We start from the raw sequence: 22,335 nt of genomic DNA, 5'->3' as shown, positions 1-22,335 counted from the left end.
CTTTGCCTCACAACGCCACCAACAAATTGCAGCCACGTACATCAGCGTTATCGAAGCGCCCCATAATCCGAAACGTACCCGGATCGGTGTCGTACTGGCCCAGGTCCTGGGTTTCGATAAAGGCACATGAATCCAGATTGGCCAGATCGATGACATTAACCCCTCCCGTCTGCTTACCAAGTAGGTTGCCGGGTACGTAGCTATGAAAAGGGTCATTGAGGTCCCGAAGACGTACCTGGATGGTGGCGCCGGGCCTGAAAACACCATGACCACTAGAGTACGCCTGCGATAACAACTCGGTCATGCCATATTCCGAGTGAATGGCCGACACCCCCAGTTTGTCGATCAGTTCGGCGTGTACTTCTTCGCGAAGCATCTCACGACGACGCCCTTTCATGCCCCCGGTCTCCATCACGATCAGGTCAGGATGATCGCCCACCCACTCCAACGATTCGGGCGTTTGGTCAATCCAGTCGAGCAAACCGAACGTTACGCCAATGAGGAGTACTTTTTTTGGGTCATCGGACGAGTCATCCTGGGTACGCTGGTTAGCACGCTCGGTTAGCTGGCGCAGTCGGGTAGTCAGTTCGGCGTGGTTATTCAGGAAAAAACCAGACTGATCAGCGCCTGATAGCGTCATAAATCGCTGAACCATATATACCAGCGACGAGTTATTTCGTTCCAGATACGACGGCAGCAAACCCAGAATATGGAACTGACTGAGTGGCCCGTACTGCTCCTCAAACAGGCGCTGACAAACAGCATCATAGAGCGGTAGATCAGGGACTACATGTCGGCTGGTAGTGGCCCCCGTAGTTCCACTGCTGGCAAATTCAGTGGCCTCGGGTACGTCTGGAATCAACACACGGTGTGTCTTGAAAAAGCTGATGGGCAAAAAAGGTATCTCGGCGATCGAGCGCACCGTACCAGGTTTACAGCGCAAATGGCCTAAATAGTCGGCATACACGTTGTTGTACCGGGCCTGGTACTGAAACAACTCAAGGGCCAGTGCATCAAAATCAGTGGCCGTTACGTTGAGAATACGTTGCCGAAGCGATGACCGCCAGTCGGATTGGGATAAAAACACAGTAGCTTGCAAAAATTCAGTACGTTAACAGCATGCGCAGACAACTAATTCATCAGGGGCTATTGGCATTGGTCCTTTCAGCAACCCTGGCAGCCTGTTTTACGGAGCCAAACTATAGCGATACACCTGAAATTCGTCTGGTTGGTCCGCCTGTAAAGGTGACGCTGGCAGCGGGTTCCGGCGTTGGCCAGGCCGCACGCGACTCAGTTATTTTAACGATTCGTTTGCAGGACGGTACGGGTGATATCGGCGAAGACACCCGCGATACAACAAGGCAGCGGGTTGTATTTGGTAAGGAAACCTGGGGCAACTATGAAGTCAAGACGTTTGAGTATGTTAATGGAACGTATAAAGAGCTACCGGCGGGCGACAACAGAAAATTATTTTTCCCCCGGTCGCCGCTAGGCTCACCCAAGGGGGCAGTAGAAGGCGATATCGATTTCAGCCAGGTCTTCTTCTACCAGCGCCCTTACCGGCTGGCACCCGTTCGTTTCCAGGTACGTATCCGGGACCGGGCATTGAATGTCAGCAACACAATCATTACCGACACGATCTCCGTGCCGCTGAATGGGCGATAACCGGACCCCTCAACGCTTAAAGACTAACTTACCTTTTTTGGCCCTCGCAATGAGCTGATGGATAGCTTTTTCCTGCGCACAGCGGGTATTTCAGTCAGCGTACCCGGCTCACGATTCAATACGATCCGAAACGTGGTGCCTTTGCCTACCTCCGATGATTTTACAAACAGGCGTCCTTTGTGGTATTCTTCCACGATTCGCTTAGCGAGTGTCAGGCCTAGCCCCCAGCCGCGCTTTTTGGTGCTGTAGCCCGGCGAAAAAACTTTTACCATACTGGATTTGCTCATCCCCTTACCGGTATCGGTTATGTCGATCCCTACCTCATCATTAGGTAACGGTAACAGCCTGATCCGCAACTCGCCTACACCCGCCATGGCGTCGACGGCGTTCTTGCAGATATTCTCAATTACCCACTCAAACAGCAGCCGGTTGATCCGCACCATCAGGCTGGCAGGCAGGTTGCTTTCAACGGTCATTTTCACTTTGGTAGAAATTCGACGGGCCAGGTAACTGGCAAACTGCGTAACCACCTCATCCAGGTTTTCGTCTTTTAGCGTGGGAATAGAGCCAATACTGGAGAAACGCGCCGTGATGGTTTCCAGCCGCTGCACATCTTTTTCGATCTCGTCGGTCACTTCGGCTTCGTAATGATCGGGATCGGTCCGCATATAATCGACCCAGGCCAGCAATGACGAAAGCGGGGTGCCCAACTGGTGCGCCGTTTCTTTGGCCAGCCCAACCCACACCCGGTTCTGTTCGGCCCGTCGCGATGAACTAAACGAGAGATAGGCCAGGACCGCCAGAGCGGATAGGATAGCCAGTAATGCGAAAGGAAAATAATTCAGTTGCTTCAGAAGCAGGGAATTGTTGTAATAAATAAGTCCCTTCTCCCCGTCTTTCAAGTCAACTACGATTGGCGGATGGTTTTTACGCATCTCCTGCATCTGTTCTTTCAGATATTGGTGCTTTTCTTCATCGGTCAGATTATCAGGAAACTCCACATTCCGACACTGAGCAGGTTCCAGATGCGCATCTGCATAGATCGCCGGTATAGCGTTATTTTCGTTTGTCTCAATAATACCGGTAACTATAAAATTCAGGTTCTCCTGATTATCAGCCGTTTCTATGGCATAGGCCAGTGCTTTGGCGTAGAGCCGCATGTACTGTTCTTCGCGGGCTTCGAGTTTATTAATAATTCGATTGGTAAATAATGCGGAGCCCGTCCCTACCAACAGCAGGTTCAACGCCACAATTATTTTCATTACGTTGTTTTGACTATATATATCAAATGACTTCAACATCTACCACTGTCTTTATCCTGACAAGGTAACGAATCAAAGAACCTGAACGTACATGGATGTGTTTCTTCACTAACCAGTCAAGTTGGATTTTAGTAAGAACCTGGTCTACTTATTTATATAAATTCTAAATAGCAAGCCGGACTAATTCTCCGGCTAAGTAGACTGTTTTGTACTGTAATTTTGTCCCTCGTTTAGCTGTTGACTAAGCGTAATCGCTATGTTTGACGTTTTTAAATCAATCAGTTTATCCCACAAAACGGCTCCTTTAGCCGTTCGTGAGTTAATTGCACTCAACGAAGACGAAGCCAAACGGCTGATGCTTCGTTTACGCGATATTTTAGGGCTTTCTGAGTTGCTGGTTGTCTCGACCTGTAACCGTACTGAAGTGTATTATGCGGCTTCTGAAGATCATAATACCACTATTGCGCGGTTGGTGCTGATCGAAAAAGGCCTGACTGATACTGATTCTTACCTGCCCTATTTTCAACAGATTGCCGCGCACGCACAGGCAGTTCGGCATTTGTTTGAAGTCTGTGTAGGCCTGCATTCGCAGGTCATCGGCGACATGCAGATCCCAAACCAGGTAAAACAGTCGTACCAATGGTCGGCTGACCTCGATTTGGCTGGTCCGTTCCTGCATCGTCTGATGCACACCATTTTCTATACCAACAAGCGTGTAGCTCAGGAGACATCTTTCCGCGACGGGGCAGCGTCGGTATCCTATGCCGCCGTGGAGCTGATCGACGAGCTGTTGGGTGAACGGGCCAATCCAGCAGTACTGGTCGTTGGGCTGGGCGAAATTGGTGCCGATGTCTGCCGTAACCTGGTGAACCGGGGCGTTACAAATATCACGCTCTGCAACCGCACCCGCTCGAAAGCCGAAGAGCTGGCGACTGAATTACAGGTACGTTTTGCCGACTTCGATCAGCTGGCTACTGAGATTCAGCAGGCCGATGTAATCATCTCGGCTGTTCAGCGCGACGAGCCATTGTTTACCCCCACTCTTTTAAGCGGGGTAACGGTGCTTACCTATAAATACTTCATCGACTTATCGGTGCCCCGGAGCGTCGATGCGGCCGTTGAGCAAATTCCGGGTGTGCTGGTGTACAACATCGACCACATACGCACCCGGGCCGACGAAGCCCTGAACCGGCGACTGGCCTCGATTCCGCAGGTAGAAGCTATCATCACTCAGTCAACTGCCGAGTTTGGCGACTGGTCGAAGGAAATGATGGTCTCACCAACTATTAATAAGCTGAAGAACGCCCTGGAGCAAATCCGGAAAGAAGAGATTGCCCGGCATCTGAAGCACCTCAGTCCCGATGAGTCGGAACGGATGGACAAGATCACTAAGGGTATTATGCAGAAAGTACTGAAATTACCCGTTCTTCAACTGAAAGCTGCCTGTAAGCGTGGTGAAGCCGAAACGCTGATCGACGTCTTGAACGACCTGTTCAATCTGGACAACCAGTCGGCCAATGCCGATACTTCCTCGTTGCATTACTAACCTATGGGTATTGATAGAGAACCCCAGCCTGCCAGGCTGGGGTTTTTCATGTTCAGGCCGTTCGCGCGAAAGCGAAGTAAAAACAAACAGACTGCTGCTTCTTTGACCAGCAACTCGTTCAAACTAATCTACCGCCAGTTCTGTGATAACGAATAAATTACTCATGCCAGTTGCCCTGCTCGTAGGGCTGTCGACAATGGCCACCGCACAGACAGGCGTTGGCGCAAAGGCCCCCAAAGGAGCCACCGTTTATTTTGACGGCACCCAGAAGATGCGTGACGCCAAATGGACTTATTGGGATGGACCAGGCCGTACGGCTACAATGCCCATCAACTGGCCAATGGCAACCGATCCCGTTGATGGCGGGCCGGTCATGACCAGCAACGACCCTGCTTCGGCGGGTGGTAAATACGGGTCTGCCGATCTGGTAACGAAAGACACCTTTAAAGACGCTCGTATCCACGTTGAATTCCTCATCCCCATGACCGGTGGTAACAGTGGGGTTTATCTACAGAACCGCTACGAAATTCAGGTGCTGGATGGCGACTCAACGGCCCACGGCATGGCCGCTGTCATTAATGAAGAGGCCTCACCGTACAATGCCTACAACGGGCTGGGCAACTGGAATGCGTATGATATCACTTTCCGGGCGGCCCGTTTTAAAGCGGGTAAGCTGGTTGAAAAAGCAATGGTTACCATGTATTTCAACGGCAGGAAAGTACACACCAACAAGTCGATCAGTCAGGTGTGGGGCGGCCCCAAGTCAGGCATAGATGGGGGTAACGATGGCGGCAAAGGCATTACAGACACGCCCGGTGGCCTAAAGCTACAGGCAGAAGGCCACAACGTCATGTACCGTAACATCTGGATTAAGCCGCTAAACCTTACAAACGCGTCAACGGATTTCTAGCTGGGCACTAACCCATTTATTCACCCCGTAATGCATCAACCGGATCTGTCAGGGCAGCACGGATGCTGTGATAAGCGACCGTCAGCAGGGCCACGACAATGGCCAGTAAGCCAGCGCCAACGAAAATCCACCCGTCGATCGTGACCCGGTAATTGTACGTGCTCAGCCATTGTTCCATTCCCCACCAGGCTAGCGGAACAGCTAGTAATATGGCCACGACGACCAGTTTCAGGAAATCTTTTGATAGCAACGTCACCACACTGGGTACGCTGGCCCCTAACGTTTTTCGGATACCGATTTCTTTCGTTCGCTGTTCGGCTATGAACGTGGCCAGGCCAAACAATCCGAGGCAGGCAATGATAACGGCAATCACGGCAAAAGCGTCAGCCATGGCTCCAATGGGGCGAAGCTGGTCAAACTTGCGCTGATATTCCTGATCCACGAAGTTTGCCTCGAACGGAAAAGCCGGATTATACCGCGTGAAAATCTGCGCCGCTTTTTTCAGGGCTGTTTCGGTGGGCAAAGCCGGGTTCAACCGGTAATTGATTGTACCCGACCAGTTACTACCCTTGACGAACATAGGCGGCACTTTGTCGAATGGTGATCCCCAGATGAAATCAGCGAACACGCCTACGATACGAAAATCAGTACCTTCGTTTTTGATCACTTGCCCGACCGGATCTTTAAACCCTAACACGTTGGCCGCCGTTGCATTGATCAAACAGGCAGACGTATCCGTTGGGTACGTTAGGTGATCGAGGTCGCGTCCGGTAATGAGCTTAACGCCCATCGTTTTCACAAAATCGCCGCTTCCGCACGTCAACTGATCGAAGGTAATTTTTGAGCCCGGTGGTTTTCCTTTCCAGTCAAGGCCCCAGGTATTGCTATACGATTCTGTGATTGCATTGTTCGTTTTGCAGACAGCCGTCGCTACCCTCTGATTGAGCAGTTCGTTTCGGATGAGGGTATAGTTTTTATCAATGTCGCCCGTGAATCGGCTAAAGACCAGGTTAGCCCGGTTGTAGCCCATGTCGCGTTGCTGGGTATGGGCCAGTTGGCGTTTCACGACTAACGTACTAATCAGCAGAGCCACCGTAATCAGAAACTGAAAGACAACCAGCACCTGCCGGGTTGCCAATCTTCCCCTAATGGCCAGTAACCGTCCTTTCAATACGCGGATGGGTTCCAAAGCTGACAGGAAAAAAGCCGGATAACTACCCGCTAACGTACCTGTAACTAGAATCAGCGCCAGGCAGGCGCCCCAGAAACGCATAGTGGTATAGGGAATTACCAGTTGCTTTTCGAGTAGCGTATTCAGGGCAGGTAGTGCCAGCTGGGCTAACAGCAAAGCCAGCATGAATGAAACCACAGTCAGCAGGAGCGACTCGCCTAAAAATTGACCAACCAACGACCAACGGCTTGCACCGACCACTTTTCTGATTCCCACCTCACGACCGCGCTTTTCCGAACGAGCCGTGCTGAGGTTCATAAAATTGATGCAGGCCAGTAGCAGAATGAATCCCGCAATGTATCCTGCCATACGTACATACACCATCGCACTGGCACTCTCAACGCCATTCTGGAACCAACCATACAAGTGCCAGCGGGGAGAAGGATACAAAAACACTTCGTTGTCTTCTGTTCCTTTCGAGTGGCGTCTGGTGATATCACGCACTTTAGCGTTTACCGCCTCTACTTTGGCTGTTGGTGCCAATTCGACAAACGTGCGGACGTAGTTGTTTCCCCAATAGCCATAATCATCGCCAGTTTTGGTCTGGTAGGCCCAGGGAAGCAACATCTCAAACTCGAATTCTGTGTTCTTCGGCAGGTCTTTCAGCACGCCCGACACCACGAAATTGTCTTTATTGTCGATCCGCACCACTTTGCCCATCGGATCTGTCTCACCAAACAGTTTTTTGGCAGCTACCTGGGTCAGCACCACTGAATTGGTACCGTTCAGCGCCGTTTTCGGGTTACCCTGTAGCAGCGGAAAACTGAACATGGTCAGAAAACCAGGATCGGTAAAGCTACCGTCGATGTTTACCCTGGTTGTACCGTAGCTGGTCAGGTACGGCTGTTTCCAAAGCATCCGGGCCGACTCGACAATTTCCGGGAATTCAGCTTTCAACGCCGGGGCCAGCGGACTTGGCGTAGTTGGCCAGCAATGAACAGACCCTTCGAAGGTATTCCGGTTGTAGGCTTTATACAGTTGTGATCCTTTGGCATGAAACCGATCATACCCCAGTTCATCGGCTATGTTGATACCGATCAGCAGGGCGCAGGCCATACCAAGTGCTAATCCGATAATGTTGATAAAGCTTTGGGTACGATTGCGCCAGAGTGTACGGAAGGAAACGAGCAGGTAGTTACGAACCATAGACGTTGATGTAGTTTTATGCCGGTTTATCCACAAAAAAACAGCCAATTAAGCAAACATCTGTATATCAACGGTTCCCTGCCCAATAAATGTCCAGAAGCGGACAGCGCCCGGTCAGAAACGGCCCTATTTAGGGAGGTAAACAGTAAATGTAGCCCCTTCGCCCAGCTTACTGGTGGCAGCTATATTGCCACCATGCGTTTGGGCTACCCGTCGGCAAACGGCCAGCCCTACGCCGGTACCAGCGTACTTGTTTTTGCCATGTAGCCGCTGAAAAACCTCGAAAATACGGTCGGTATACTGCTGATGAAAACCAATACCGTTATCCCGAACGTCGATTTGCCAGTAGGTACGTCGAGCAGGCAGGTCGGCGGGTAGTGTTGCCGAATCAGCGAGCTGGCAGGTAACGGCAACCATTGGCTGCTGGCCCGGCGGCTGAAATTTCAGCGCATTCCCCAACAGGTTGTGGAACAACTGACGAAGTTGCACGGCCCGCCCATGCACGGTCGGCAAGGCATCGATCTGGATCGTTGGCTGGGTTTCCTGAATGCGTAGGTCCAGATCGATAAGGGCTTCATTAATGATTGCATTCAGATCAACCGCTACCATCGGCTCTTTTTCAGTCGTCAGGCGAGCGTAGTTGAGCAGATCACGAATCAGTTCCGACATTCGCCGGGCCGACGACTGCACCCGCGTAAGCATATCCAGGCCCGTCCCTTCCAGTTGCTCGGCGTATTGTTCACCCAACATCTTACTGAATGACTGCACCTTACGCAGCGGCTCCTGCAGATCGTGACTGGCGATATAGGCAAACTGTTGCAGGCTCTCGTTCGAATGCAGCAAATCCCGGTTCATCTGGGTTAGCTGCTGCTGCTGTTCGGCTAAACGGGTTACGTTAGTGAAGGTAAACAGTACGCCATCGCCCTGCTGAATGTAATACCCATCGAAGGTCCCTTTCACGCCATAACGGTCATAAACGAACGTGTTTTCGATGGTTTCCCCCGTTTCTGTTACGTGAACCAGCGTATTGAATAAATCCAGGGTCTGGTAGCCGGGGAACAGCGACGAGACCAGTTGACCATTCATTTGAGCTACCGTGAGCCCCATCATTTTCGCATTGAGGTTGTTGGTCAGCAAATAAACAAAATCAACAACCTGCTTATTGGCATCCCGAACGGCTTCCAGCAGCATCAGCCCGGAGGGAGAATGGTCTACTACCCGTTGCAACAACTCGGCCTGTTCCTGCGAACGAAGCGTAGCCTCATAGCGATCATGGATATCATTGAACGACATGAGCAGGGCATCACCCACCCGCGACACCGACATGTCGAGCCAGCGATGTACCGTCGGATGAAGCATCTCCTGACGAAAGGCTACACCAGTCGTGTATACGTCTGCGAATAGTTTGCAATGCCCTGACTCATGAAACTCCTGATTAAATTCACTGACCAACCGACCAGCCAATTCTTCGTTGGAATGGTTGAGGTAACGAGCCGCCGCCGGATTAACGTACAGATAACGGAAATCAATCAGTGCGCCTTCATCATTCCAGACGGGCGCCCACAACGAATTAGCCGAAGCGGTATGTTCAACTATAGCCCGGAGTAAATCGGTCTGATTTTCAGTCGATAATGACGACAGCACCGGAAACGCCGGGGGCGGCGCATGGAGCAGAGAAGCCATGAGATAGTAAGTTAGTTACGGAGGTTGCCGGTAAAGATACGGCAATTATACACAGAGGGATTTCAACACCAGCCAGATAAATACGGATTTTAGGCCGCCTTATCAGCTTTTACTGATACCGGCTAATCGTTCATCTCTCTTATGCCTGTAGACAATACCGACCTTATATAAACATAAAGATACTGTCTACCCTCCCGACCATGACCCATCCTTCCGCTTATCCGTTTATACGTCGGCCAAAATCATTCTGCACGCAGGCTGGTCACCGGATCGGCCAGCGCAGCACGGATGCTTTGGAAAGAAACCGTTATCAGCGCAACAAGCGCTACTAACGTACCTGCGCCCGCAAATAGCCACCAGTGCAGCGGTGTTTTTTCTGCAAAATCCTGCAACCACCGGTCCATTGCCCACCAGGCGAGCGGAACGGCCAGTACAAAGGCAGCCCCAACCAGTTTCAGGAAATCTCCCGATAATAACGCCACAATGCTGGCCACACTCGCTCCCAGTACTTTCCGAACGCCAATCTCTTTGGTACGACGCTGTGCCGTAAAGGCCGCCAGGCCGAAAAGACCCAGGCAGGCAATAAAAACAGCCAGGCCTGCCGCTACACTGAACAGCTGCCCGTACTGCTGCTCGGCCTGGTATTGTTCATTGTATTTCTGCTCAACAAAGAAGTAATCGAACGGATTACCAGGGTAGCTGGCTTTATATAGCTTTTCCAGTTCGGCCAGGTGTTCAGGTACGTTCCCCGGCGCAAGGCGCACGGTGAGGTATCCGTTGTAGGTACGTGGAATGATGATGACGGGCTCGACCGGCGTTTTCGGCGACTGATGCCTGTAGTTATTTACCACGCCTACCACCTCAAAGGCGCTTCCCCATAACACAGCTTTACCAATGGCATCGCTGGCCGATGTAAAGCCCATATCCTGGGCAGCGCGCTCGTTCAGGATAATGGCTCCCCCTTTTTCGTAATCGACTTCTGTTTGTGCCCGCGTAAAATTCTGACCCGCCAGCAACCTGATCCCGAACGTGGGCAGAAAGTGATCATCGGCAAAAACCATGTTGTACGACCGCTTTGCTTCATCGGGTGTCGGGTTCTGGCGCGTAATACCGGCTGAGGTAAAATTGTACCAGTTGCCCGGCACGCTTCCGGTATTGCATAGCGCCTCCACATACGATAACTGCGCCACCTGCTGCTGGAAGGCTGTTCGGCGCGAGACGAAATCGGCCTGCTGTTTGCCTACTTCCGGCCCTTTTATCGTCACTAAACGATCCATAGTGAGCCCCAATGGTCTATTGCGCAGAAACTGAACCTGCTGAAACATGACGACAGTGGCCACGATCAATACCAGGGCAATGCCAAACTGCACCACCACCAGCGACTGGCGCAGCCAGGTAGCCCGCCCGTGGCTGCCGACGCCCGCCCGCATTATATCTACCGACCGCGTACGTGTGAGTGCGTAGGCCACGTAGCAACCCGATACCAGCGATCCGGTCAGCAAGGCCAGTAGTCCCCAACACCAAAGGCCCAGTTCGCCGGGGCGCCCAACCAGCAACGTACCTATGCTAAGCTGTTTACCCACAAACTGGTTGAATACGGGCTGCACCAAACCGATCAGCAGCAGGCCAAGCAATAACCCAAGCGCATTGATCAGTATCGATTCGCCTAACAACTGGCCAACCAGCTGGCTTTGCGTGGCGCCTATCACTTTTCTGACGCCCACCTCTTTGGCGCGGGTAAGGGCTGTGGCCGTGCTTAAGTTAATGTAGTTCAACCAGGCAATCAGCACGATCAACAACGCCAGGGCACTGAGCAGGTACACGAATGCCAGACTACCCACCGTCACGAACGGATCATCCAGCGATTGGCCAAGGTGGCTGTACTTAGCGGCTTGCAGGCGCACCGTCGTGGTGCTTTCATCTGGTTTTTTGGCGCGGTAAAAGGTCGTCAGTTTACGAGCCAGCGCATCGGCATCAGTACCAGGTTTGAGTTGCAGGCTGGCCTGCAGAAAATTACTGTTGTAGCTGGTGAGGCTAGCCCAGCCGTTTCCGTTTAAGTTGGCCGGATTAGCCAGCGTCGCCAGCGAGTAGAGCAGATCGAACCGGATATCCGAATTCTCGGGCATATCGGCATATACGCCCCCGACTGTATAAAGCTGCTGCCCAAACTGGCCATTCACGGTAATCGTTTTACCCACCGCTGGCTGGCTGTCGAAATACCGACGGGCTGTACTTTCCGACAGGAACACCGTATTAGGCTGTTTCAGACTTGCCGGGTTACCGCTCACCAACGGAAACGTGAACATCGAAAAAAAGCTACCATCCGCCATCGCTACGTTGGCTTCGCGAAACGTTTTTGCCTCACCGTTGGCCTGTGCTACACGTTGTGGTACGCTGACAATAGCCTGCGCCGCTCCCGTTATCAGCCGACAAACAGCCTCGATTTCGGGAAAGGCATCCTGTGCATCCGGGGCTAGTGCCGCCGGCCCAAACTCACCGGTTTCGCCCGATTTACCTTCCAGCAATACCCGGTAAAGGTTGGGCAGCTTTTGGTGAAATTGATTTACACTTCGCTCAAAAGCGATGTACTCCCATATAAGACCAAAGGCGGCAATGCCGAGACCCAACCCAACAATGTTGATGAGGGTAAAAGCCCGGTTTTTGCGCAGGCTTCGTAAAGCGATGATAAGGTAATGGTGAAACATAGCAAAAGGCCTGTTTAGTAGGTACATACGGCTGGTCAAGAGCCATGCCAACTGCTAAAAAAAGCCTTTTAAGCCTATTCTACCCACTATTGGCCCCTATCCCTGTCCGAAACCGGACGACGGCTGTCCGGTGATGTTAAGTCTATAAGGGGGCGAAGGAGGCCCTATTGGCGTGCCGGCAACGTACCTGACCGGTAGCTAAGTTGCCGGTCAGGTACGGTAGCAACTGGGTTTATCGATCATGAACACTGTGATTATTACCGGCGCTGGCCAGGGCATTGGCCGGGCTACGGCAGAATTCCTGCTTAACCACAACTATGCTGTCTCGCTCTGGGAGGCCGATGCTGAAGCGCTTGCCGAAGCTCAGACAGAACTGGGGCCTGTGCATCCTAATGCTCAATTTCTTTCCTGCGACGTATCGGACGAACAGTCCGTGAGGCAGGCGATGAAACAGACAGTAAAGCAGTTTGGGCGCATTGATGCGCTGGTCAACAATGCAGCCATCATGCAGGAGAAATCCATCGACGAACTGACAGCCGACGAGTGGAGCCGGGCCATTGGCGTAAATCTGACGGGTATGTTCCTCTGCGCCAAGTATGCCGCGCCGCACCTCCGCAAACAACACGGCACCATCATCAGCCTGTGCTCAACGCGGGCGTTCCAGTCAGAGCCCGATACGTTTGGGTATTCGGCCAGTAAAGGCGGTATTTTTGCGCTGACCCACTCGCTGGCCATGAGCCTCGGCCCGCAGGTACGTGCCAACTGCATCAGCCCCGGCTGGATCGACGTGTCGGGCCTCAAAAAAGGGCATCCTACTCCTGAAAAACTACGCCCTGCCGACCATAACCAGCACCCCGCCGGCCGGGTTGGTCGCCCCGACGACATCGCCCGGATGATCCTGTTCCTGCTCGACGACGCCAACGATTTCATCACCGGCCAGAACTTCGTGGTCGATGGTGGCATGACCCGCAAGATGATCTATGTGTAGCAGAAGATAGCCGCGAAACAAGCAGCAAACATCTTCGACTATCAGCGGGTGCATCTGTACAGGATAAGGCAGATGAACACCCCAACTAACAGCTGATTGACCAGGATGTCATATCGCCTTTTGGGCATCTTATGTGGTGGGTAACTAATGTCCCAATGACCTTTGTTCGCAACATCAACTAACAGTTGAGGCGTTACCGCTATGTGGTCAACTCGACTAGGTGGTGATTTGAAAAAAGCAGCGCCAAAGTTCTGGCCTTCTTCCCCGGTGTGAAAATACCATAAATAGCTGCTCATATCGACTTGAAACACAGACGAATAGTCCTGCATGAGCCCGTGAAAATCGTCGCCTGTGCAACCCAGATCCCTCTCGATGTCACAGTCTGCGCTCACTTTGCTGATGTCCGCTCCCGTTTTATTGGCGATGAACCGTTGTATGTCAGCAATCTTGTGCATAATCAACCTGATGTCGTACGAATGACACGACTGAATGAGCTACCAACCTGTTAACGTCTGCCATGTATGCTGTAGCTAGGACTGGCCTGGTGTTTCAACCTTCCAGCCATCAACTGGTTTAGCCGTTCCTCCGACCGGGCGACCGGTCTTTTCACTGGTGCCGTAAATGGTAGCGACAAAGACACGTTCGCCAACTACCTTTTCCCTAAACTCGTCAGGAATCCTGGGAAGCGGCACTTTGAGGCGTCCACTGAAAGGGGCATTTTCCTGGCCGGCGTAGCTTCCAATGTCCAGATACAGGAATCGTCCATGCGGCGGTCCCTGACAAAGAGGCCCGCACAAAACCAGATTGCCTTCTTTGTCTCTCTTTGCGGGAAGAGCGCTATCAAAGCGGAGGTCACCGGAATTAGCGGTCTGTTTTTGTAGCGTTTCATAGGCATTCCCGCTTCCTTTTTGCACGCCATACACGGCACCGGCAACGGGTTTTGCAACAATAACTCTGAAATCGAATACCTGTTCAGTCATCTCGCTTCCTGTAGGGGAATTATACTGTTCAACGTAACAGAGGTCTATGCTATACCGTGATGCCGCTCTATCACTCACTCCGCAGACTATCAACGGGGTTGGCAATGGCAGCGCGGATGCTTTGGGAAGATACCGTCAGCATAGCCACCACCAGCGCCAACGTACCTGAGCAGGCCATTACCCACCATGGGAAAGCGATGTGTAGCACAAAGGTATTGAGCCACTGATTCATCATCCACCAGGCCATCGGACTAGCAATCACCACGGCGATGCCCACCAGACGCACCGTTCGTTGCGACAGCAGCCAGACTATACTGCCTACACTCGCGCCCAGTACCTTTCGAAGGCCGATTTCGCGGGTACGTTGCCGGATACTGAACAGTGACAACCCGAAAATGCCCGCACAGGCCAGCAAGACCGTGATCAGAGCCATACCCGTCAGGAATACCTGCGACTGCGCCATCACGGTGTACACCTGGTTATAGTCGTCGCTCAGATACACGTACCTGAATGGTTTCCGGGCTGGTATGGCCTGAAACTGTCGCTCCAGATCAGCCAGCAGCGCGGGGGCTGTTCCGGGTTTTACCCGAACGCTAAGCCAGTTATTGTTTCGTAAGCGAGCCGGACCGCTAGACCAGAAAAGCATGGGTTCTATAGCATGGTGTACACCCCGCTTGTAATAATCGCGAAAGACACCCACGATCATGAACGGGCTACCGCCACCGTGCGGTTTAAGCACTTTACCAACCGCTTCGCCTACGGTTTTATAACCCAGCGTTTTGGCCCCAGTTTCGTTGATCACCACGTTGTTAGCGGCCGTGTCGGCCGCCAGCAGCGAACGGCCCGCAAGGAGGGATATGCCAAACGTAGACAGAAACGTTTCATCCACGGCCTGCTGCTCAAACAGCACATCCCGGTTAACGGTCAGGTCTGTATACGTGTTCTTGTTCAGCCAGTATTTACCCGGAACAGTTGCCGTGGCGCTCAGATCCAGCACCGCCGGATTTTGCCGTAGTCGGCCAATCAGGTTATCAACGGCGAGTTCGGCACTGGTGGAATGTCGGTACGCCCGATCCAGGTCTACCACCACGATATCATCCTGCCTGAACCCGGTTTGCTGACCCTTGATAAAGGCGTTTTGCGTGATCATTACCCCGGTGCAGGCGATCATGATGGTAGCCAGCGTGAATTGCACCACCACGAGCATCGACCGGAACCGGGTACGGTTGCCTACAGTTGTCTTTCCCTGCAAGGCCGTAACCACTTTCTGGCGCGTCAGATAACGGCCCGGTAACCAGCCTGCCAACGTACCCAGCACCAATACGACACCCACCAGAAATAGACTGGTGCTCAGTGGTAGCTGCGGCGAGAACATGGTATCAATGTCGAAAAAATCGATGTAGACGGGAAGCAGCGCCTTGAGCAGCAACGTACCCAGCAGTGCCCCGACAGCGGCGACCAATACGGCTTCCAGCACAAACTGGCTCAGAATCTGACCAGCCCCGGCACCCAGCGTTGTGCGTAAAGCCACCTCGCCCGAACGGGCCAGCGACAGCGCCGATGATAGGTTCAGGAAGTTGATGGCAACGATGAGCAGGATAAAGGCTGCAATGAATACCAGACCGTAGATAATGACCGTCAGCAACGCACCCGCGTCTTTCCGAAGCAATTGGCGAACGGGCAGCAGGGTCAGCTTCCGGTTACGGCCTTCACCGGCGTAATGCGTTGCTACAAACGCCTTCATCGACTGCTCGAATACCGATGGGTCAGCGTCTGGTCGAAGCCGCACATACGTTTGGCAATTGCCGTTGTACCAGTTCTCGGTAGCGGGCTGGTTTGTGGCCAGCCGATCGGCAAACGGGATCAAGACCTCGGCATGAATGGCCGAATTGGCTGGGCGCGGCCCTATGACCCCACGAATCACATAGGCGCGGCCATTATCGAGCGTAACGGTTTTGTCCATCGGATTTTCGCCGGGAAACAGCTTGTCGGCCACTTTCTCCGAAATCACCATTGCAGTGGGCTCGGCCAGGGCCGTTCGGGGATTACCAAGCTTGAGCGGAAAATGAAAAACGGAAAACACGCTGGTATCGGCGTGGAAGATCGCCTGCTGCTCATCGCGGTTCAGGTACGTTATCCAGTTAGTTTGCCAGCTGACCAGCCGCGTGCCCGTTTCAACGGCCGGACTTTCGCGCAGCAGCGTGGGCAGTAGCGGCGTGACCGTAGACGAACCCGGTTCATGATTCGGCGGCAGGGTTTCGCTCAGGCGATACAGGCGGTCGGCGTGGGGGTGTTGGCTATCGAAGCTATTGATCTGACTGACTTGCCAATAGATCAAAGTCACAGCTGCCAGGCCGATAGCTATACCACTGACGTTCAGCAACGTATACACTTTGTTGCGCCACAGGGAACGGAGCGCAAGGGTCAGGTAGGAATGCAGCATAGGGTCAGCCGTTTTGGCTATATTTGACAGGTAAAGTAATACTATTATGGCACACTATTCAGATAGTTTCGTTCCGGTCTCGTTGGTAAATGATGATGGAGCCAATGCACCAATGCGGCACCAACAGATTATTTCCAGACTACATGTAGGCTTGGGAATCCTGTATTATAAAGAGCGTACGCTCATCTACGAACCGCTTGCTGAGACTATGCTTGCCGAGGGATATGGCAATCCGGTACCAGACGTATTGCTCTTCGATCATGCGACTGAGCAAACTCGGTTGATCATTGAAGTGTGCCAAACCAATGGACAAAAAAACGATCTTAAAAAGATAATCCGGTTAATCGAGGACGACGACTACGGCATTCTGGAAGGCTTCGTGTACAACTACCGAACCAACGAATGGCTACGGTATTGCAAAGGCGATGGCGGCGTAGCAACCGCTTCGTCGTTCTCAGAATTGATTAATTTGGACTTGGCGCAATTTTTAACTTTGTAAAAGCTGCACTAAGTCCAGCTCTCTAACCTGCTGACGCGTCTGAGCCGCAATATTTTGCGGCTCTACTCAGATCGTAGGCTATCGACCGGGTTAGCCACGGCGGCGCGGATGCTTTGGATGCTGATCGTTAGCAGCGCAACGAGCATGGCACCCACCGCCGCTGCTGCGAAGACCCACCACTCGATGGTGATGTGGTAGGCAAAGTCGGCTAACCAGTTGGTCATGGCCCACCACGCCAGCGGGCTGGCAATTAATACGGCAACGGCAACCAGAGCGATCAGTTCACGGCTCAATAATCCGACAATGCCGGCAATACTGGCTCCCAGCACTTTCCGGATACCGATCTCTTTCGTACGGGCTTCGACCGTAAACGTCATCAGACCCAGTAAGCCGAGGCTGGCAACCAGCAGGGTGAGCACCGTGAATCCATTGACAAGGGTAGCCAATTGCTGCTCTTTTTCGTAAAGCTTGTTGTAGGCATCATCCAGGAAATAATAGTCAAAGGGAGCGGGCGGGTTAGCTTGTTCATACAGACGTTTCAGCTGCCCCAGCGCCACAGGTACGTCCTGATTCGGATTCAGCTTGACCAGCAAATAACCGCCATTCTCGACTACGGCCCGGCTGGTATCACTCACCACCGAAAGCATCACCGGCGACTGTTCGTGTTTCAACCCGAAAAGTTTAAAGTCTGCCGTAACGCCTTGCAGACCCTGACTGTTAAACCCAAATGGGTCAGGATGCGGCACTACCCGAACCCTTTCGCCAGCCTCTTTCATCGCCTGCTGATTATATACCTGCAGTTCCTTCGTAATGGCTTTGTCGTTCCAACCAACAGGCGGTACACTCCAGCCAATTCCGAGCGTTTTAAAAAACGACGTATCGACCGTCAGCACGTTGACCATCGACTGCTTTCTGGTCTTTTTCACCGTCAAAAAATAGGTAGCCACAAACGGGGTAAACAAACGCGTATTCGTAGCCGCCACCTGGTCGGCACCAGTCCACTGGCGCACCGCATCGCGGAACGCCGCATACTGCGGAGCCATCTCTTTATCGATGGCAACAGCTACGACCTGCGCCCGGTCGAGGCCGATATTTTTTGTCCGCAGGAAGCGCATCTGTGCGAAAAAGATCAGACTGCACATCAGCAAACCAGCCGACGCCGCAAACTGACCCGTAGTGAGCACGCGGCGCATACCCACCCCCCGCCTGCCGCCCGACACGGTACTTTTAAGCGCATCCTGCGGTCGAAAACCTGACAGCAAAAAGGCGGGATAACTACCGGCCAGCAGCGAACAGCCAAGCCACAGGCCAGCCAGTAACAGCCAGTAACTGGCGTCATTGGCAACACGATCATCCATACGGATACCCAGCAACTGATTTATCCACGGAAACGACATCGCCAGCAGACCAAGCCCTAGCCCGACGGCCAGCGTAGTCGTCAGAAACGATTCGGTATAGAATTGCGTAACCAGCTCGCGACGGTGCCCACCGATGGCTTTCCGAACGCCCACTTCGCGAGCCCGTTGCGTGGCGCGTGCGGTTGTCAGGCTAACATAGTTGGTGGTAGCTAAGACCAGAATCAGTAAGGCAATGCCCAGGAAAATGTACAGGTTCTGGCGTGTGTCGGGCGAAACCGAATGACTGTGCAGGTGAAGATCGGGCAGTGCTTCGAGCAGGAAAGACGCTTTGGCATCCATGAACTTCACACCTTTGTTCACCGACTTCAGCTTTTCAGCAGTTTTAGCCACATCTGTTCCAGGTCGTAGTACCAGATACGTGTCCAGGAAACCGGCATACGCCCAACTCTGCTTTTTTCGATCGCCCAGTGTAGGCATAGATGCCAGCGATACCAGGGCATCAAACTGGAAAATGGTGTTGGTGGGCAAATCGGACAGGACACCGCTGACTGTTAGCGGATAATTCTTGTCGTACGTAATTGTTTTGCCTACCGGGTTTTGGCTACCAAACAGTTTCTCGGCCAGCGGTTTTGTCAGTACAATCTTCCCCGGCTCGGTCAGTGCCGTTCGTGGGTCACCCTCGGCCAGCCTGAATCCCATAACGCTCAGCAGCGCCGGATCGGCAAAGCCTACGTTGGCCGGTTTCTGCTTATGGTCAGCATCAGCCTGTACCCATACTGGGCCCATTCCTGCCGAAAAACGCACCATCTGTTCTACCTCGGGCAGTTGCCGTTTTGCCTCCCGACCAAAAGACTCGTGCATGTTGGCCATGGTCATTTCCTGCCCGTCGTACTTCGACACAGACAGCGCCCGATAGGTACGTTCAGCCAGTGGATGAAACCGGTCGTAGTGGAACTCGTGCCAGACGTATAGCCCGATATAGGCGCTGACGGCCAGTCCAACAGCTAGACCGCCAATGTTCAGGGCTGAATACAGCCGGTTACGCCCCAGTTGGCGCAAGGCAAGGATGAGGTAGGTACGTAGCATATGCGTAGTGCCGGAACGGTCCGTCGCTGCGGCTCCAGCTTCGGTAGTGTAGAACTAGCCTTGACTACCGAAGCTGGAGCCGCAGCGACGGACCGTTCCGGCACTACAATACCTTACTCACTCCGCAGACTATCAACGGGGTTGGCAATGGCAGCGCGGATGCTTTGGAAGGCAACGGTGGCCAGCGCGATAACCAGCGCAAGGGCAGCCGCACCGGCAAAGAGCCACCACGACAGGGCGATCTGGTAGGCGTAATTGGCCAGCCACTGCTTCATGCCCCAGCCCGCCAGTGGCGTAGCGATGATAATGGCTATGCCCACCAGCCCAACAAATTCACGGCTGAGTAGGCCAACGATACCGGCCACGCTAGCCCCCAACACTTTGCGCACCCCAATTTCTTTGGTGCGCTGGAAAGCCGTAAGCGTAGCCAGACCAAACAGGCCGAGACACGAAATCAGCACAGCGACCAGGGTGGCCAGGTTGACAATGCGCGCCAGGATATGTTCCTTTTTGTAGAGGTCGCTCAGGGTGTCATCGTAGAATTTGTAGTTGAACGCATCATCCGGGTACGCTTTTTTCCAGGCAGCTTCCATGGCCGATAACGTACCTGACCAGTTGGCCGGATTAGCCGACGCGAGCTTAACATTTAGCGTGTTGTTGGTCTGGGTTTCGGTCATCAACGCTACCGGATTGATCTTCTGCGAGATACCCAGGGTGTTGAAATCCCGAACCACGCCTACAATCGGCCGTTTTTTGCCGTACTCGTCCAACACTTTGCCAATCGCCTCCTGGGGTGTTCCCAGATCAAACGTTTTCAGGGCCGTTTCATTGATAACCCATTCCCTGACGGTATCAGACGGGCTCAGATTACGGCCCGCCAGCAGTTGCACGTCGTAGAGGCTCAACCAGCTGGTGTCCACATGTTTACGCTGCATCAGGGCGCTAATCTCCTGTCCCTTCCGGCCACGGCTTTTGGTATCGCCACTGGAAAAGGAACCCGCCAGGGGCGCATCGCCCATACTGACCCTGGCCACACCGGGCAGGCGTTTCAGGTCTTCACTCAGCGTCAGGTGGCGGGTGTGCAGGGGTGATTTTTCGTTCCACACGTACTTCATGGGCGCCCGCACAACCACTACGGCCTGTTTGCTGAAACCCAGATCTTTAACGTATGCATACTGCAACTGACGCCCCACAATGACTGCGCCCACGATGAACACTTGTGCAATGATGAACTGAAAGACGATCAGTCCTTTTCGAAGTGTAATGCGGCCTGCGGCTCCCGCGACTACCACGCTGGTTGTGCCACGTAACACGCGCACGGTCTGCAATCGGGTGATGAGCCAGGCCGGATATAGCCCCGCTAACCCACTAACGACCAGCACCAGAGCAACCAGAAACAGCAGTAATCGGGTGAGGTTCAGGTAGTCGGTAGTGCCTTCAGGAATAATGTCCTGAAACGACTGCATAGCCAGTTTCGACAGGGGCCAGGCCAGCAACAAAGCGAGGGTAGTAACCAGCATGGTTTCGCCCATAAACTGCGCCATGAGCGTTGCCCGGCTGCTGCCCAACGTCTTGCGGACGCCGATCTCCCGCGCCCGTTGGGGCACCTGCGCTGTGCTTAAGTTGATGTAATTGACACAGGCCAGCACCAGAACGAACAGGGCCAGGCCTACTAATCCGAACAGCATTTTTTTGTCGGCCCGTCCCTGATAATCGGTATTGAAATGAATGTCGGCCAGGGGTTGTAGTTCGTGGCGGCGCTCGGAATCGCTCATGCCCCACTTTTTGAACAGGGGGGCCGCATTACGGTGCGACCAGGCGTTGGCCTGCTGAATTACCTTCGTCGGGTCAGCTTTGGGTTGCAGTAGCACATACAGCTGGCTCTCTGAGTTGGTGCTTCCCCATTCCTCCGAATCGGCATACGATTTATCACCGGCTAGCGACAGAAATTCCCGGCCGTCGAAGTCGGTTGGGTACGTTAGATCTGCGACAACGCCCGCCACCTCGGCGTGGGTCGTATCGCTGAAACCGATATAGGTCAGAGATTGCCCCAACACCTGCTCTGCTGTCAGGTGCGGAAAATACTGCTGCGCCCGGCTCGCCGTCAGCACCACTTTACCGGGTCGAGCAAGCGCCGTGGTCCTGTTGCCAGCCAGCCAGGTGTATGGAATAAGCGCGAAATAGTTGGATGTGGCATGCCAGATATGCTTGGCCTCATCGAAACGGGTTACTTTGGCCGAGACGCTGGCCGCGGGTACCTCAACGGTGGCCGTCCAGTCTTTTTTTACGGGCACAGACAGGGCAACCCCGGCTATCTGCGTGCGCATGGTTTCGGCCAGCGGCTTTGGCGTGCCGGGGTTACCTACCTCTTTCCCATCGAAGTTAAAGTGACTCACCACCCGGTACAACCGGTCGCTGTCGGGCAGGTTTTGGTCGAAACTGAACTCGAAGCTGACGATCTGAAAAATGACCCAACAGGCGCTGAGGCCAATGGCCAGCCCCAGCACGTTGAGACTCGTGTATAGCCGGTTTCGCCACAACTGACGAAAGGCAAGCGTGAGGTAAGAACGAAACATAACGCAGGGTTTGCCCGAGCATCGTCAAGGGTCATGCCATTACTAAAAAAGCGGGTTTCCGGCTACCAGAAGGCAATTTCAGGCGTCCCCCTGTCCGAAACTGGACAGTATTCCGTCCGAATGAGTACGGGTATCTGTTGGCCGTTCAGCGCAGTTTTTCAGGCCATTTACAAGCGGCATCCTACTGTAAAGTAGATTTTTATGCGTGTAGCTACATCTATATAGCGCACTTCCGAGTATGTACTTAATCGCTGTCT

General features: G+C 53.2%; 15 protein-coding genes. 5 read left to right on the top strand and 10 right to left on the bottom strand.

Features of this window, described 5'->3' with window-relative positions:
• Positions 1-7: 7 nt before the first annotated feature.
• Positions 8-1,099, bottom strand: coding sequence for a LuxE/PaaK family acyltransferase (locus tag ACAW75_RS13880; protein ID WP_370729331.1), 1,092 nt, complete (start codon positions 1,097-1,099; stop codon positions 8-10).
• Between the two features lie 20 nt (positions 1,100-1,119).
• Here ACAW75_RS13880 and ACAW75_RS13875 point away from each other — a divergent pair, with 20 nt between their 5' ends.
• Entirely contained in the window at positions 1,120-1,665 is a 546-nt protein-coding gene (locus tag ACAW75_RS13875; RefSeq protein WP_370729330.1) for a hypothetical protein, read from the top strand.
• Positions 1,666-1,688: 23 nt separating this feature from the next.
• Here the strand turns inward: ACAW75_RS13875 and ACAW75_RS13870 are convergent, their stop codons facing one another.
• Complete coding sequence (locus tag ACAW75_RS13870) at positions 1,689-2,966, bottom strand: sensor histidine kinase (RefSeq protein ID WP_370729329.1); 1,278 nt, start codon at positions 2,964-2,966, stop codon at positions 1,689-1,691.
• 217 nt (positions 2,967-3,183) lie between these two features.
• Between ACAW75_RS13870 and hemA the strand changes: the two genes are divergently transcribed.
• Positions 3,184-4,473 (top strand): glutamyl-tRNA reductase, encoded by a 1,290-nt coding sequence (gene hemA / locus ACAW75_RS13865; RefSeq protein ID WP_370729328.1) that lies wholly within the window; start codon positions 3,184-3,186, stop codon positions 4,471-4,473.
• A 163-nt stretch (positions 4,474-4,636) separates the two neighbouring features.
• A complete protein-coding gene (locus ACAW75_RS13860) occupies positions 4,637-5,383 on the top strand; it encodes a 3-keto-disaccharide hydrolase (RefSeq protein WP_370729560.1) in 747 nt (248 codons plus the stop codon).
• A 16-nt stretch (positions 5,384-5,399) separates the two neighbouring features.
• Here ACAW75_RS13860 and ACAW75_RS13855 read toward each other — a convergent pair whose 3' ends face one another.
• From ACAW75_RS13855 to ACAW75_RS13845, 3 genes are all read right to left on the bottom strand, one after another.
• Entirely contained in the window at positions 5,400-7,760 is a 2,361-nt protein-coding gene (locus tag ACAW75_RS13855) for an ABC transporter permease (protein ID WP_370729327.1), read from the bottom strand.
• A gap of 126 nt (positions 7,761-7,886) precedes the next feature.
• A complete protein-coding gene (locus ACAW75_RS13850; protein WP_370729326.1) occupies positions 7,887-9,443 on the bottom strand; it encodes a sensor histidine kinase in 1,557 nt (518 codons plus the stop codon).
• Positions 9,444-9,685: 242 nt separating this feature from the next.
• On the bottom strand, positions 9,686-12,148 hold the full coding sequence (locus tag ACAW75_RS13845; RefSeq protein ID WP_370729325.1) for an ABC transporter permease: 2,463 nt from the start codon (positions 12,146-12,148) through the stop codon (positions 9,686-9,688).
• Between the two features lie 241 nt (positions 12,149-12,389).
• Here ACAW75_RS13845 and ACAW75_RS13840 point away from each other — a divergent pair, with 241 nt between their 5' ends.
• Complete coding sequence (locus ACAW75_RS13840; protein ID WP_370729324.1) at positions 12,390-13,136, top strand: SDR family oxidoreductase; 747 nt, start codon at positions 12,390-12,392, stop codon at positions 13,134-13,136.
• A 41-nt stretch (positions 13,137-13,177) separates the two neighbouring features.
• Here ACAW75_RS13840 and ACAW75_RS13835 read toward each other — a convergent pair whose 3' ends face one another.
• The 3 genes from ACAW75_RS13835 to ACAW75_RS13825 all read right to left on the bottom strand — a co-directional run bounded on the left by ACAW75_RS13835 (position 13,178) and on the right by ACAW75_RS13825 (position 16,559).
• Positions 13,178-13,591, bottom strand: coding sequence for a DUF1493 family protein (locus tag ACAW75_RS13835; protein ID WP_370729323.1), 414 nt, complete (start codon positions 13,589-13,591; stop codon positions 13,178-13,180).
• A gap of 75 nt (positions 13,592-13,666) precedes the next feature.
• Positions 13,667-14,116 (bottom strand): DUF5990 family protein, encoded by a 450-nt coding sequence (locus tag ACAW75_RS13830; RefSeq protein ID WP_370729322.1) that lies wholly within the window; start codon positions 14,114-14,116, stop codon positions 13,667-13,669.
• A gap of 70 nt (positions 14,117-14,186) precedes the next feature.
• Complete coding sequence (locus ACAW75_RS13825) at positions 14,187-16,559, bottom strand: ABC transporter permease (protein ID WP_370729321.1); 2,373 nt, start codon at positions 16,557-16,559, stop codon at positions 14,187-14,189.
• Positions 16,560-16,605: 46 nt separating this feature from the next.
• On the opposite strand from ACAW75_RS13825, the gene ACAW75_RS13820 reads away from it, so the two are divergent.
• Positions 16,606-17,058, top strand: a complete 453-nt coding sequence (locus ACAW75_RS13820; RefSeq protein WP_370729320.1) for a hypothetical protein — start codon at positions 16,606-16,608, stop codon at positions 17,056-17,058.
• 62 nt (positions 17,059-17,120) lie between these two features.
• Here the strand turns inward: ACAW75_RS13820 and ACAW75_RS13815 are convergent, their stop codons facing one another.
• Together ACAW75_RS13815 and ACAW75_RS13810 are read right to left on the bottom strand one after the other, a co-directional pair.
• The gene (locus ACAW75_RS13815; protein WP_370729319.1) at positions 17,121-19,502 is read right to left on the bottom strand and encodes an ABC transporter permease; all 2,382 of its coding nucleotides are present in this window, start codon (positions 19,500-19,502) and stop codon (positions 17,121-17,123) included.
• Positions 19,503-19,615: 113 nt separating this feature from the next.
• Positions 19,616-22,078: an ABC transporter permease gene (locus ACAW75_RS13810; protein ID WP_370729318.1), complete on the bottom strand. Its 2,463-nt coding sequence runs from the start codon at positions 22,076-22,078 to the stop codon at positions 19,616-19,618.
• Positions 22,079-22,335: the final 257 nt, after the last annotated feature.

The organism is Fibrella arboris (assembly GCF_041321095.1).
GTDB lineage: Bacteria > Bacteroidota > Bacteroidia > Cytophagales > Spirosomataceae > Fibrella > Fibrella arboris.
Note: the sequence above shows the minus strand (reverse complement) of the source record. Positions and strands in the feature narration are given on the sequence as shown.

Bases quoted from the DNA above. Each gene is read 5' to 3' on its own strand.
- ACAW75_RS13875 (WP_370729330.1), top strand. From the start codon at position 1,120: ATGCGCAGACAACTAATTCATCAGGGGCTATTGGCATTGGTCCTTTCA.
- ACAW75_RS13870 (WP_370729329.1), bottom strand. From the start codon at position 2,966: ATGTTGAAGTCATTTGATATATATAGTCAAAACAACGTAATGAAAATA.
- hemA (WP_370729328.1), top strand. From the start codon at position 3,184: ATGTTTGACGTTTTTAAATCAATCAGTTTATCCCACAAAACGGCTCCT.
- ACAW75_RS13860 (WP_370729560.1), top strand. From the start codon at position 4,637: ATGCCAGTTGCCCTGCTCGTAGGGCTGTCGACAATGGCCACCGCACAG.
- ACAW75_RS13855 (WP_370729327.1), bottom strand. From the start codon at position 7,760: ATGGTTCGTAACTACCTGCTCGTTTCCTTCCGTACACTCTGGCGCAAT.
- ACAW75_RS13850 (WP_370729326.1), bottom strand. From the start codon at position 9,443: ATGGCTTCTCTGCTCCATGCGCCGCCCCCGGCGTTTCCGGTGCTGTCG.
- ACAW75_RS13845 (WP_370729325.1), bottom strand. From the start codon at position 12,148: ATGTTTCACCATTACCTTATCATCGCTTTACGAAGCCTGCGCAAAAAC.
- ACAW75_RS13840 (WP_370729324.1), top strand. From the start codon at position 12,390: ATGAACACTGTGATTATTACCGGCGCTGGCCAGGGCATTGGCCGGGCT.
- ACAW75_RS13835 (WP_370729323.1), bottom strand. From the start codon at position 13,591: ATGCACAAGATTGCTGACATACAACGGTTCATCGCCAATAAAACGGGA.
- ACAW75_RS13830 (WP_370729322.1), bottom strand. From the start codon at position 14,116: ATGACTGAACAGGTATTCGATTTCAGAGTTATTGTTGCAAAACCCGTT.
- ACAW75_RS13825 (WP_370729321.1), bottom strand. From the start codon at position 16,559: ATGCTGCATTCCTACCTGACCCTTGCGCTCCGTTCCCTGTGGCGCAAC.
- ACAW75_RS13820 (WP_370729320.1), top strand. From the start codon at position 16,606: ATGGCACACTATTCAGATAGTTTCGTTCCGGTCTCGTTGGTAAATGAT.
- ACAW75_RS13815 (WP_370729319.1), bottom strand. From the start codon at position 19,502: ATGCTACGTACCTACCTCATCCTTGCCTTGCGCCAACTGGGGCGTAAC.
- ACAW75_RS13810 (WP_370729318.1), bottom strand. From the start codon at position 22,078: ATGTTTCGTTCTTACCTCACGCTTGCCTTTCGTCAGTTGTGGCGAAAC.